A 13,041-nucleotide genomic window follows, 5' to 3' on the forward strand; every position below is an offset into this window, starting at 1 on the left:
TCCCAGCTCTTTTTGTTTTTCAAATATCCAAATTCTGCCCTGTCAGCCTGCGCAGGGCACGGTAGAGATGCTAAAGCAATTGCCAAAGGCGGGCTTGGGTTTTACCTGTGGGGCATGGCTATAAAACCCGCCGGAGAATTACGCCGTGGCTGGACCACAGGCGCCTGTGCGACCGCCGCTGTGAAAGCGGCGTTGCTGGCGCTGTGGGGGGACGGGTTTCCGCGCGAGGTGGGAATTGTATTACCCCGCGGAGAGACTCCGGTCTTTCCACTGGTCCATCAGGCACAGGGGGCTGGCTGGGTCGAAGTCGGGATTACCAAAGATGCGGGCGATGATCCTGACGTGACCCATGGGGCGTTGATTTTGGCAAAAGTGTCTGCCTCGGCTGGGGGCGTGGTGTTTTGTGCGGGTGCTGGCGTTGGCACTGTGACCAAGGCTGGTTTGCCCATCGGGGTTGGTGAGCCGGCGATCAATCCGGTGCCGCGCCAGATGATGCAGGCTGTTGTGGCTGAAATGGCCACGCAGTTCGGGCAGGCGGGGGATGTTCGGATTGAAATCTCTATTCCTGACGGGGCTGAAATTGCGCTGAAAACATGGAATCCGCGGCTGGGGATTGTGGGCGGGCTTTCGATTTTGGGCACCACGGGTGTTGTGCGGCCGTTTTCCTGTGCAGCGTGGATTGCGTCAATCCATCGGGGGGTGGATGTGGCGCGTGCTGGTGGGCAGTATCATGTGGCAGGATGCACGGGGGCCACGTCAGAGCGGGTGGTGCAGAACCTGTTTGGTTTGCCGGATCATGCCATGTTGGATATGGGGGATTTTTCGGGTGGTTTGCTGAAGTATTTGCGCAAGAATCCGGTTCCGCGCATCACCATTGGTGGCGGGATCGGCAAGATTACCAAGCTGGCGCAAGGGGCGGTTGATTTGCATTCTTCCCGCTCGCAGGTGGATTTTGCGGCTTTGAACCAAATGGCCAGCGGTTTGGGGCTGGCGGATGTTTCAGGTGCGAATACCGCGTTAGAGGCGGTGCAGATTGCGGGGCCAAGGTTGGCCGTGGAAATTGCCCGTTTGGCGCGGGAAAAGGCCTTGGCGCAGTTGCGTGGAGCGGAGGTTTTGGTGGATGTTGTGGTGATTGATCGCGCGGGCAAAATATTGGGGCAGGCAGGTTGAAACGGGTTTTGGTTCTGGCCGGGTCTTCCGAGGCGCGGGAATTGATTGCTGCGATTTCCAGTCGTTTTGATGTTGTTGCATCTTTGGCGGGGGCGACACGTGCGCCGTTGGAACTAGGGTGTGAAACGCGGGTTGGCGGCTTTGGCGGCGTGTCGGGCTTGGTCGATTATTTGCGGGACGCACGGATTGATATTCTGGTGGATGCCACCCATCCTTTTGCCGCGCAAATGACCGATCACGGGGCACAAGCCGCTTCTTTGGCGGGGATCGCGCATGTTGTTTTGCAGCGCGAGGGTTGGGTGCCAACCGCAGGGGATAACTGGGTTTTTGTTGATAGGTTTGAAGAGGTTGCGCAGATTATCCCAAAGGGATGCACGGTGTTTTTAGGCACAGGTCGCCAAACGTTGGGGGATTTTGCCAATATGGTGAACCGGCGCTTGTTATGCCGTGTGATTGATCCGCCGCAAGGGCCGTTTCCGTATGACAGCGGGCGGTTTGTGGTCGGGCGGCCCCCGTTTTCGATTGCCGAGGAAGTGGCGTTTTTCCAGTCCGAATCGGTTGAATGGTTGGTGGTGAAAAATGCGGGCGGCACCAGATCGCGCAGCAAGCTGGATGCGGCGCGCCAATTGGGTCTGCCTGTGGTGATGCAACGGCGGCCAGCCCTGCCGGATGTGCCTGTTGTGGACAGGGTTTCTGCCTGTGTGGCTTGGCTAGAGGGGCAGACATGAGCAGGGGAATAGCGACAGGGCGGATCATTGAAACGGACGCTGATGTGGCCGAAGGGGCGGCATGGCTTGCCGCGCTTGATCCGCGATTTGCGGCGGCGTTGGCGCAGACAGGGCCATTGCCGTTGCGCCGTCGGGATGACGGGTTTGAGGCGTTGTTAAGCGCAATCATTGGCCAGCAGGTTTCGACTGCATCGGCCAGCGCGATTTGGGCGCGGGTTGTGGCGGCGGGGATGCATCAGCGGGATCGGGTGCGCGGCGCAAATGATGCGGATTTACAGGCCTGTGGTCTGTCGCGTCCAAAAGTGCGATATGCCCGTGCTTTGGCGGAAAATGAACTGGATTACAGCAGCTTGCGCGGCGTTCCTGATGAAGTGGTCATTGCGGAACTGTGCAAGATAATTGGCATTGGCCGCTGGACCGCCGAGGTTTATGCCTTGTCGTCCCTAGGACGTGCCGATGTGTTTCCAAGCGGGGATTTGGCCTTGCAGGAGGCGGCGAAACTGGTGTTTGATCTAGAAGACCGGCCAACTGAAAAACCCATGGCGCAGATGGCTTTGGCTTGGTCGCCGTGGCGGGCGGTGGCTGCACGATTGTTATGGGCCTATTACCGCGTGGCAAAAAACAGAGAAGGAATACGATAATGGCACTGTTGGAAAGCCACAAGAAAGCCCCGAAATCGGGCAAAACGAAATCACTGGTGATTTTTGTTCATGGATATGGCGCGGACGGGAAGGACTTGATCTCGCTGGGCGATCCCTTGGCAGATCACATGCCTGACACGGTGTTTTATGCGCCGGATGCGCCGAATAAATGCCAGATGAATCCGATGGGATTTGAATGGTTTCCGATCCCGCGGATGGATGGTTCAACCGAGGAAGCCGCGCGCGCCGGAATGGAAGAAGCGGTTGGAATTCTAAGCGATTGGCTGGATGAAACCATGAAGGCTGAAGGCGTCACAGCGGCTCAGACAGTTCTGGTCGGGTTTTCCCAAGGAACAATGATGAGCCTGCATGTGGGGCCGCGTCTGGCTGACAAACTGGCGGGGATTGTCGGGTTTTCGGGGCGTTTGCTGGCCGCCGAATCCATTGACGAAGTGGTGAACAAGCCGCCGATCCTGTTGGTGCACGGTGATATGGATGATGTGGTTGCGCCAAGTTCCATGCCAGAAGCGGCCGAAATTTTGGGCAAGGCAGGATTTGAAGTATTCACCCATGTTTCCAAAGGCACAGGTCATGGAATTGCGCCCGACGGGCTGGGCCTTGCGCTGCAATTTATGATCGAAAAACTGAAAGTTTGACCCAAATTCGTGCTAATTGCGTCCCATTTTCGCCCGATTGGCTGGGTATTTCGATCCGTGGGTAGCAGTAACTAGCATTGAATTGGAGCAGCAGCGTGGCAACGCAGACTGTATATACGCTTGGCGCGTCACAAATCTCTGTGTCGGGCGGGGAATCCTTGTCCGGCATAACACAGGGGGATGGCAGCCATTTGTTGGGGAAAACGATCACGTTGAACTCTAACAATTGGGAAACCGTGGCGATTGAAGATCCGGATGCAAACTTTCAGGATTCCAGTAGCAGCCAAACGCTGAGCAACACGATGGATTATGATGGCGTAAACTATGCCAGCGGTATTCGGGTTGAGGCTGAGTATTCCGTGGTGGTTCAGGACCCCGATGGCAACAGTTATACCCTTGTGGGGTTCAACCTGAATGAGCCGGGCATAACAAGCTATGCAACGGTTGAGGGGCTGGCCTTTGTGGGCGGCGTCGCAGGTTTTCCGCCAGTTGGGGTGCCTTTAACGGTAGTATCCAATCAGGAAGGCCCAAGCGTTCCCTATGCAAATCTGGCTAGCCCGCCCTGTTTTGTCGCTGGCAGCTTGGTGGAAACGCCAACGGGATGTGTTCGGATCGAAGACTTGGCTGTAGGCGATTTGGTCATGACGCAGGATCGCGGTGCGCAGCCTGTGCGCTGGATCGGGCGGACCCGCTTTCCAAAGGCTGCACTGCGGGCAAACCCGAAGCTGTGCCCGATTGGTATCAAGGCAGGTGCGTTTGGGCCGCTTTGCCCTGTGCGCGATACGATGGTGTCGCCGCAACATCGGATTTTGATTTCAGGTTGGCAGGCAGCGTTGCTGTTCGGGCAGGACTCGGTTTTGGTGCCTGCTAAAAAACTGTGCAATGACGCGACTATTACAACGGTCTACCCCGTTCAGGACGTGGAATATTTCCACCTTTTGTTTGACCAACATGAGGTGATTTCTGTTGACGGGATGTTAAGCGAAAGCTTTTTGCCCGGTCCTGAAACCGCAGGAATTTTGCCCGTTCAAGATGAATTTATCAGTATTTTCGGGGCGTTACCGAATGGAGTGAAAGCGGTGCAGGCGGTGCGGCCTTTGGTTTCAGACCGCAACACCGTTTTACTGGCTACCGTTTGAACAGGTTCTTCTGCGCGTCCTTGCCCCGATTGTCAGAGCGTAATTCAGCGTGATGGGCACGGCCTTTTTGTACGCCGACGCGGGCAGCGCAGCGGTCAATCCAAGCCGCAAGATTTGGCTTGTCCTCTAGGGTCTGTTCCTGACCCTCCCACAGGCTGGCCCAAGGCCAAATGGCCATATCTGCGATGGAAAAATCACCACAGACGTAATCGCGGCCCTGAAGCTGGCGATCCAACACACCATAAAGCCGCGCGGTTTCGGCGCGGTAGCGGTCTTTGGCATAGGGGATATCTTGGGGCGGGTCCATGTGGGGGGCGTATTTGATAAAGTGATGGCATTGGCCCGCCATCGGCCCAACACCGCCCATTTGCCACATCAGCCATTGGTCGATCTCAATCCGTTCCCGTTCGGATGCGCCATAGAATTTGCCGGTCTTGCGGGCGAGGTATTGCAGGATCGCGCCGCTTTCAAAGATGGAAATCGGCGCGCCGTCCGGCCCGTCCGGGTCAACGATAGCCGGCATTCTGTTGTTGGGGGCGATTTTCAGGAAGTCGGCTGCGAATTGATCGCCTTTGCCGATGTTGATCAGATGGGTTTCAAACGGCAGGTCAAATTCAAACAGCGCGATTGAGATTTTCCAGCCGTTCGGGGTGGGCCAATAGTATAGGTCGATTGGAGTTTGCATAAGAGTCCCTTTGCTTTTGGGGCAGAGTGAGAGGACAGCCGCCCCATCGCAAGGGGAAATTCATGGATTGACGGGATTTTGGTGCTGGCGTATGCAGCTTGCGTGGCGATTTGTAACCGGATTGTGGGCCACGTTAATCTTACCGCTAAAAGGTCGAGGGCAGAGAAGACGCACCCCGATCGTTGTTACGGTTGGGGTTTTTTCTTGGGCTGACCCCTTATGCAGCCCGCCAAAAAGGATGATGTGATGGACAATTGGAAACCAAGCACAAAAGCCGTGCATGCTGGCACGAAACGGTCGCAATACGGCGAATTGTCGGAAGCGATCTTTATGACGCAGGGCTTTTTGTACGAAAGTGCAGAACAAGCCGAAGCGCGTTTCATTGAAGCGGGTGACGACGAATTTATCTATGCGCGGTATGGCAACCCGACTGTGGCCATGTTCGAAGAACGGATGGCCGCGATTGAGGGGGCAGAGGATGCCTTTGCCACGGCCTCTGGCATGGCGGCGGTGAACGGCGCATTGATGGCTTTGGTGCAAGCAGGTGATCACATTGTTGCGGCGCGGGCATTGTTTGGGTCTTGTTTGTTTATCGTGGATGAAATTCTACCGAAGTTCGGGGTTGAAGTCACCTTGGTGGATGGCACGGATCTGGACGCATGGCGCGGGGCTGTGCGCCCTGACACCAAAGTCTGTTTCCTGGAAGCGATTTCGAACCCAACATTGGAAGTGATTGATATCGCAGGTGTTTCCGAAATCGCCCATAAGGTAGGCGCGGTGGTTGTCGTGGACAATGTATTCGCAACGCCAGTGTTTCAGAAATCAATGGAACTGGGCGCGGATGTGGTGGTTTATTCGGCCACGAAACACATTGACGGGCAGGGGCGCTGTCTGGGCGGGATCGTTCTGGGCAGCCGCGAATTTGTGCGCGGGCCGTTGCAGACCTATCTGAAACACACAGGTGCGGCGCTTAGCCCGTTTAACGCTTGGGTGATGCTGAAGGGGCTGGAAACGCTGGCCCTGCGCTGTGAAGCACAAGCCGCCAGTGCTACCTATCTGGCGGATGCGCTGACTGGGCATAAAGCGATCAATCGGGTGATTTTCCCCTTTGCGGACGACCACCCCCAACAGGATTTGGCGCGGCGTCAGATGACACAAGGCGGCACGATGATCTCGCTTGATCTGGCGGGGGGGAAAGCGGCGGCGTTTTCTTTCCTGAATGCGCTGAAAATTGTTCGTATTTCCAACAATCTGGGGGATGCCAAAAGCATCATCACCCATCCTGCCACCACCACCCATCAACGTCTGAGCGACGCACAGCGTTCGGGTCTCGGGATTACAGATGGTCTGGTTCGGATATCGGTTGGCTTGGAAGATAAAGATGATCTTCTGGATGATATCTTGGCGGCTTTGGCAGGGTAATTGTCGGTTTTACCGAGATTTAATCTGGAATATCTGGCACTGATGCCCATATAAAAGGCAACTGCGGTTAAACCAAGGGGTGATCCATGAATGTTCATGACCCAGCTATTGAGACCGAAATACGTTCTGAAGAAGAGGGGACTGCCCCGACAGAACAAGACGCGCGTGAGGCCCTAGCGGTCTTGCGACGCTGGGCATCTGGTAATGACGCCATGGCCTTTGCGAATCTGGCGCCAAGTGATGCGGCAGGGGCGCTGGCCCGTGGGACAACGGCGGATTACCCTGTCATGTCAACGCTCTATCCTGATGATCTGGTGGCCGATAAAGCCTATATCGCGGATTTGCCAGACCTGCAAAACGGACCGGCAAGCCTGATTAAAGGCGCGAAAACCGCGATCCAGCATGTGGGAATTTCCAATTTCCGCCTGCCGCTGCGCTATCTGACTCGTGATAAAGGGGAAATGGTGCTTGAAACTTCGGTTACGGGCACGGTGTCTTTGGAAGAAAACAAAAAAGGCATCAATATGAGCCGCATTATGCGGTCCTTTTACACCCATGCAGAGCGGGTGTTCAGCTTTGATGTGATGGATGCGGCCCTTGGGGATTATGTGGCCGATCTGGACAGTCTGGATGCGCGTATTCAGATGCGGTTGTCTTTTCCGATGAAGAAACAGTCGCTTAGGTCTGGATTGCAAGGCTATCAGTATTACGATATCGCGCTGGAATCGGCCTATCGCAACGGTACCAAAACGCGGATTTTGCATCTGGATTATGTCTATTCATCCACCTGTCCCTGTTCGCTTGAATTGTCAGAACATGCGCGGCGCACGCGGGGGCAATTGGCAACGCCCCATTCACAACGCTCTGTCGCGCGGATTTCTATGGAAGTGCTGCCGGGCGAGGTTCTATGGTTCGAAGATGTGGTGGCGCTGTGCAACAAAGCGGTGCCCACCGAAACGCAAGTTATGGTGAAGCGCGAGGATGAGCAGGCTTTTGCGGAACTGAATGCAGCGAACCCGATTTTTGTCGAAGATGCGGTGCGGCTGTTCTATCGGTCTTTGGCGCAGGACGCCAGAATCGGCGATTTCCGTGTGGTGGCCAGCCATCAGGAAAGTCTGCACAGTCATGACGCTATTTCGGTGTTGTGTCGTGGACCGATGTTTGAAACCTCGACCCTTGATCCGCGGATGTTCGAAACATTGATCCACCGCGGTTGACCCGAGATTTTCAGATTTGACGTTGATGCGGAATTGACGGCGGGTAGGGGGCCATGCCTCACCCCCTCGGCCTTGCCTCACCCCCTTGCGGATATTTGTGGAAAATGGATGGCTTGGCGCGGTTCAGGCCGTGATCATGCGTTGTCTGCTTGACAGTTTCATCGCAGAGCGCCAAGCCTGCCTTTATGTTTGATTTTCGCCCTGCTGCTTATGTAATTGGCCTGCTGTCGATGGCCCTTGGTTGCACCATGGTGTTTCCAATGGCGATGGATATTTTCGACGGAAATGGCGAGTGGTGGGTTTTTGCGCTGTCCGGCTTGCTGACGGCCTTGTTTGGTGGGTCAATTGCGCTGGCTTGTGCCAATCGTTCAACCGGCGGGTTGTCAATTCAACAGACGTTTTTGTTAACCACCAGTGTTTGGGTGGTTCTGCCTATTTTTGGCGCCTTGCCGTTTTGGTTCGGGGCCACGGATGCGCGGGTTGTGGACGGGTTCTTTGAGGCCATGTCCGCGATGACCACCACGGGGTCAACAGTGTTTACCGGTCTTGGGGAATTACCGCGCGGGATCTTGTTGTGGCGCGGCATGATGCAGTGGTTCGGCGGCATCGGGATTATTGTTGTGGCGATGGTTTTCCTGCCCATGCTGCGGGTCGGGGGGATGCAGATTTTCCGATCCGAAGGTTTTGAAACCATGGGGAAAATCCTGCCGAAAGCGGCGGAAATTGCCAAGCAGATCGGTGTGATCTATGTGGTGCTGACGGTTGTGTGTTTTGCCTGTTATCTGGCTGTCGGCATGTCTGGTTTTGATGCAACTGTGCATGCGCTGACCACGCTGTCCACAGGCGGGTTTTCAACGGGGGACGCATCATTTGGCGCGTTTCAGGGGCCTGCGGAATATGTGGCCACGGTATTCATGATGTTGGCGAGCCTGCCGTTTGTGCGGTATGTTCAGTTGATCGCCGGATCCGCCGAACCGCTGTACCGCGACACCCAGATCCGTGCCTTTTTGATCTTGTTTGCGATCCTTGTTGTGGTTCTGTCGTTTTATCAATTGATCCACAATCATGACGATCTGGAGCGGTCTATTCGCGAAGGCATGTTCAATGTTGCCTCGATTATTTCGGGGACGGGGTTTGCCAGTGTGGATTATCAGGCTTGGGGCGATTTCCCGATGATGCTGTTTTTCATGATGGGCTTGGTGGGTGGTTGTGCGGGGTCAACCTGTTGTTCCATCAAGGTATTCCGCTACGAGTTGCTGGCAAAGTCGATTGTTCTGCAAATCAAGCGGTTGCACAATCCAAGCGGTGTTTTTGTTCTGAAATACAACAGACGCTCTGTGCCCGATGGGGTTATTTCCTCGGTCATGGCGTTTTTCATGCTGTTTCTATCCTCGCTGGCGGTGTTGTCGGTGGCGCTTGGGATGACGGGGCTGGATACGGTGACGGCGATTTCGGGGGCGGCGACGGCGCTGGCGAATGTGGGGCCGGGTTTGGGCGACAAGATCGGGCCGTCCGGGAATTTCAGCGAGTTGAATGACATTGCCAAGTGGTTGCTGGCCCTTGGTATGTTGGTGGGGCGGCTGGAATTGATGTCGGTCTTTGTTCTGTTTACGGCGAATTTCTGGAGAAACTAAATGAAACGACCTTTGGGCGCGCAGATCTCTCATATGTTGAAAGATCGGGGGGTGGATACGATCTTTGGGATTCCGGGGGTGCATAATGTGGAAATGTACCGCGGGATTGAAGAAGCGGGCATCACCCATGTTCTGGCGCGTCATGAACAGGGGGCGGGTTTCATGGCCGATGGCTATGCGCGGGCGACGGGCAGGCCCGGGGTCGCTTATGTGATTACGGGGCCGGGGCTGTGCAATATCATGACGCCAATGGGACAGGCCTATTCGGATTCGGTGCCGATGCTGGTGATTTCCAGTTGTCTGGATGAGGTGTCTGCCTTGAAAGGCCAGTTGCACCAGATGCAGGACCAGCGGGCCGCGGCAGAGACCGTTTGCGACTGGTCGGTAGAGGCGGGCACGGCCCATGCGGCTTATCAGTTGATTGATCGGGCTTTGGTGGAATTCAAAACCCAGCGGGCGCGGCCTAAACATATTCAGGTGCCAATTGCGCTGGCGGGTGCGCCGGCTGACGCGGCGGATGGTTTGATTGACGTGCGGTATGTGCCCTCTGTGGATGCGGGGCAGGTGGCGGAATTGGCTGCGCGGATTGCGGCGGCGCATAAGCCGTTGTTTGTATTTGGCGGCGGCTGTTCCAAGGGGGCGGCCAGTGGTTACGCCAACCAGCTTCTAGAGCGCTGTCAGGCGGCGGCGTTTACGTCTTATGCGGGGCGCGGGGTGGTGCGGCCTGACTATCCTTTGTTGTTTGGCAGCAGTTTGTCCAAAGGCAGTGCGGTTGACGTATTTGCGCAAGCCGATCTGGTGGTTGTGTTCGGGTCCGAACTGGCCGAGGTGGATATCTGGCGGGAGAAGTTGGGCTATACCTGTCCGATGGTTCGGGTGGATTTGGACCCGCAGGAGTTGGCCGACGACCAGCGGTGCGATCTGGCGATACTTGGGGATGTCTCGGCCGTGTTGCAGGCCTTGGCAGACCATGCGTTTGACGCAAAATCAGGGTGGGAGGCTGAAGCGGTTGCACAAACCCGCAAGGTCTGGCGGGCGCAGACGGACAGTGACCGCCCTGGCATTGTGCCGATTGTGGATGCCTTGCAGGCGGCTTTGCCTGCCGAGACAACGATCTATTCGGATATGACCCAATTTGCCTATACCGCAAAAGATGTCTGGGATATGCCAGCGCCGAACCTGTGGCATCATCCTTATGGTTTTGGCACGCTTGGCTATGCGATGCCTGCGGCGATTGGTGGCAAGATCGGTTTGGGGGATGCACCTGTGATCGCCATCGCGGGGGACTACGGGTTTCAGTATACGGTGCAGGAACTGGGCGTTGCTGTTGAACTGGGGCTAAGCCTGCCGATCATCTTGTGGGACAATGGCAAGTTGAAAGAGATCGAGGATTGTATGGTCAATGCGCAGATCGCCCCGAATGCGGTGATTGCGCAGAACCCCGATTTTTGCAAACTGGCCGAGGCTTGGGGGGCGTTGTCAGCCCATCCAGATTCCTTGCAGGCTTTGCAACAGGCCGTGACAGCGGCGTTGCAAGCGGATGGACCGACGCTGATCTATGTGACGCCAGATATTCTGGGGTAACATCGTTTCGCTTTTCCCGAAGCCACCGTTTGGTTTCGCCCGTTTTTGCGGGTTCGGGATTGCGGTTGGTTCGGATTTGCGAAAGGAAGAGGCAACAGCCTTTACGCAACCCTCCTGATGAGTGGACCCTTAACAATGGATTTGGACAATGGACATGGACAATGGATGTAAATGACAAAATCGTAGCCGATATGGTGAAAAACAGGATCGAGTTTGTCACCACCGTGCCCTGCAAACAACTGGCCGGTGTGATCGACGCGGTTGAGGAAAGCGCGGATATTTTCCATATCCCGTCCAATAAAGAAGACGAGGGCATGGGCCTGTGCGCGGGGGCCTATATGGGGGGCAAGCGGTCTGCGATCATCATGCAGAACACCGCCATCGGGGTGACGATCAACACGCTGGCCACGCTGATCCAATACTACCGGATGCCGCTGCCCATGTTGATTTCCTACCGCGGTGAACTGCGCGAACCTGTGGCCTGTCAGGTGGAAATGGCAGTTCACACCAAGGCGCTATTGGCCCAGTTGAACATTCCGACCTATCACTTTCACAAACAGTCTGACGTGGAAGAGTTCGACAACATCCTGCAATACACATTCATGTGCAACAAACCGGTCGCCATTCTGACCGATGCATCTTTCTGGGGAGGCTATGGCGACCAATGATACGTTCTGAAGTTCTTAAAACACTGGTTCCAATGATTTCCGACGAGTTGGTGGTCTGTAACATCGGCATTCCCAGTCAGGAATTGCACGCACTGGATGATCAGCCGTCCAATTTCTATATGCTGGGGACGATGGGGTTGGCGTCGAGCATCGGTTTGGGCTTGGCATTGTCGCAACCCAAAAAGGTGATCGCCATTGACGGGGACGGGTCGGTTCTGACCAATTTCGGAACGCTGCCAACCATTGCGAATAATGTGGCGGATAACTTTATCCTGCTGATTATTGATAACGGGTCTTATGGGTCTACTGGCGATCAGCCGACCTATGCGGGAAAGAAAACCTCGCTCGCGGCGGTGGCCACGGCGTGCGGCTGTGAAACGGTTGTGGAATGTCGCGCCGAAGATACAGCCGCTGAGGTGCGCAAGGCGCTGGACGGGGATAAGATGACGATCATTGTATCCAAATGTGAAAGCGGCAATCGCAAAGAGCCGGTGATCACTATGGATCCGGTGGTGATCCGCGACCGGTTTATGAAGGCGGTTGCCTCTTAAGCAGGGGGGCTTGTTGTCGACGTCTTGGGATTTTGACGCTCGAATATCCGGGAATACGAAAGTAAATAGGGGTTTCGCATCGTGCGGAGCCCCTTTTTGATAATTTTATTAAAAATTTTTTCAATTTAAATCAGTAGGTTGCGATTTAGTGGGGCCAAAAGTTAAATCGGGTGGGAACTAAAGCGCGTGTTGTTTTGTTGTATTTACATCGACAGGGTGTTGCAGCGTCGAAACTTGAAAGCAGGCAGGTAAGTAATTGTTCCTGATGTGTTTTTCAACATTGTAACGCCTTTAAAGAATTCAACGAAGGAGACGTAATATGTTTACGGCTAAGAAAATTTTGACTGGTTTTACTGCAGCTGCATTGATCGGTGGTGCATCCGCCGCTTACGCAGAAGTTGACAGCGTGTCCATCACGGCCAAAGACCAAGCCCTTTCCGAAAACGCCGTTCTGGCTGATCGCGTTGTTGCAGAGGAAGACGGTTGGTTGGTGCTGTATACAGTGAAAAACGACGGCAACGGCTTTGCGACTGTGGATCAGAAAATCGGTCATACACACATCAACGGTGGCGTGAACGAGAACGTCTTGGTGACCCCGACCAAAGATCTCGAATCTGGTGAACGCGTTGTTCTGATGCTGCACACTGATGCGACTGGCGATGTTCCAAATGAATTTGAAAACATGACAGACACATCAAAAGATGGTCCTTTCTTGGTTGATGGTTATGTCACCATGCTGGTTGTCAAAGTCAAATAAGACCAATGACACCCCCTGTTTCAACGATCCGTTGATCAGATAGAAAAGTAAGCCCTGCAACCAGAGTGTTGCGGGGCTTATTTCGTTAAAACAACCAATCAAGCTGTTTTGGGCTGGTGAAAGCCTGCCTGCACGGGCCATTTGGCCCTGACTGTTCCGCGCGCGGAACTTTTTGGGTGAGGTATATCA

General features: G+C 55.0%; 13 protein-coding genes and 1 riboswitch. Of the genes, 12 read left to right on the forward strand and 1 reads right to left on the reverse strand.

Annotation, left to right across the window (positions count from 1 at the left end; translation table 11 throughout):
• Positions 1-114 precede the first annotated feature (114 nt).
• The 5 genes from GGE09_RS15885 to GGE09_RS15905 all read left to right on the forward strand — a co-directional run bounded on the left by GGE09_RS15885 (position 115) and on the right by GGE09_RS15905 (position 4,334).
• Complete coding sequence (locus GGE09_RS15885; RefSeq protein ID WP_309747147.1) at positions 115-1,170, forward strand: cobalt-precorrin-5B (C(1))-methyltransferase; 1,056 nt, start codon at positions 115-117, stop codon at positions 1,168-1,170.
• Entirely contained in the window at positions 1,167-1,898 is a 732-nt protein-coding gene (locus GGE09_RS15890; protein WP_309747148.1) for a cobalt-precorrin-6A reductase, read from the forward strand. Before GGE09_RS15885 ends, GGE09_RS15890 begins: the two co-directional genes overlap by 4 nt.
• The gene (locus GGE09_RS15895; RefSeq protein ID WP_309747149.1) at positions 1,895-2,539 is read left to right on the forward strand and encodes a DNA-3-methyladenine glycosylase 2 family protein; all 645 of its coding nucleotides are present in this window, start codon (positions 1,895-1,897) and stop codon (positions 2,537-2,539) included. Before GGE09_RS15890 ends, GGE09_RS15895 begins: the two co-directional genes overlap by 4 nt.
• Positions 2,536-3,195, forward strand: coding sequence for a dienelactone hydrolase family protein (locus GGE09_RS15900; protein WP_309747318.1), 660 nt, complete (start codon positions 2,536-2,538; stop codon positions 3,193-3,195). The genes GGE09_RS15895 and GGE09_RS15900 overlap by 4 nt, the downstream gene beginning before the upstream one ends.
• A gap of 95 nt (positions 3,196-3,290) precedes the next feature.
• Positions 3,291-4,334 (forward strand): Hint domain-containing protein, encoded by a 1,044-nt coding sequence (locus GGE09_RS15905; RefSeq protein ID WP_309747150.1) that lies wholly within the window; start codon positions 3,291-3,293, stop codon positions 4,332-4,334.
• Here GGE09_RS15905 and GGE09_RS15910 read toward each other — a convergent pair.
• Positions 4,324-5,019: a glutathione S-transferase N-terminal domain-containing protein gene (locus GGE09_RS15910; RefSeq protein WP_309747151.1), complete on the reverse strand. Its 696-nt coding sequence runs from the start codon at positions 5,017-5,019 to the stop codon at positions 4,324-4,326. The genes GGE09_RS15905 and GGE09_RS15910 overlap by 11 nt on opposite strands.
• 92 nt (positions 5,020-5,111) lie before the next feature.
• A riboswitch (SAM riboswitch) is annotated at positions 5,112-5,188 on the forward strand.
• A gap of 74 nt (positions 5,189-5,262) precedes the next feature.
• Between GGE09_RS15910 and metZ the strand changes: the two genes are divergently transcribed.
• The 7 genes from metZ (at position 5,263) to GGE09_RS15945 (ending at position 12,852) form a co-directional block, all read left to right on the forward strand.
• Positions 5,263-6,441, forward strand: coding sequence for an O-succinylhomoserine sulfhydrylase (gene metZ / locus GGE09_RS15915; protein WP_405048566.1), 1,179 nt, complete (start codon positions 5,263-5,265; stop codon positions 6,439-6,441).
• 86 nt (positions 6,442-6,527) lie between these two features.
• On the forward strand, positions 6,528-7,658 hold the full coding sequence (gene folE2, locus GGE09_RS15920) for a GTP cyclohydrolase FolE2 (protein WP_405048564.1): 1,131 nt from the start codon (positions 6,528-6,530) through the stop codon (positions 7,656-7,658).
• Positions 7,659-7,843: 185 nt separating this feature from the next.
• Positions 7,844-9,292, forward strand: a complete 1,449-nt coding sequence (locus GGE09_RS15925; RefSeq protein ID WP_309747153.1) for a TrkH family potassium uptake protein — start codon at positions 7,844-7,846, stop codon at positions 9,290-9,292.
• Positions 9,293-10,876 carry a 5-guanidino-2-oxopentanoate decarboxylase gene (locus GGE09_RS15930; protein ID WP_309747154.1) on the forward strand — a complete coding sequence of 528 codons (1,584 nt, stop codon included), beginning with the start codon at positions 9,293-9,295 and terminating at the stop codon, positions 10,874-10,876.
• A 161-nt stretch (positions 10,877-11,037) separates the two neighbouring features.
• The gene (gene comD / locus GGE09_RS15935) at positions 11,038-11,544 is read left to right on the forward strand and encodes a sulfopyruvate decarboxylase subunit alpha (RefSeq protein WP_309747155.1); all 507 of its coding nucleotides are present in this window, start codon (positions 11,038-11,040) and stop codon (positions 11,542-11,544) included.
• Positions 11,541-12,095 (forward strand): sulfopyruvate decarboxylase subunit beta, encoded by a 555-nt coding sequence (gene comE, locus GGE09_RS15940; protein ID WP_309747156.1) that lies wholly within the window; start codon positions 11,541-11,543, stop codon positions 12,093-12,095. Before comD ends, comE begins: the two co-directional genes overlap by 4 nt.
• Before the next feature lie 319 nt (positions 12,096-12,414).
• Positions 12,415-12,852, forward strand: coding sequence for a hypothetical protein (locus tag GGE09_RS15945; protein WP_309747157.1), 438 nt, complete (start codon positions 12,415-12,417; stop codon positions 12,850-12,852).
• Positions 12,853-13,041 lie beyond the last annotated feature (189 nt).

It is taken from the genome of Roseobacter sp. N2S (assembly GCF_031454055.1).
Taxonomy (GTDB): domain Bacteria; phylum Pseudomonadota; class Alphaproteobacteria; order Rhodobacterales; family Rhodobacteraceae; genus Amylibacter.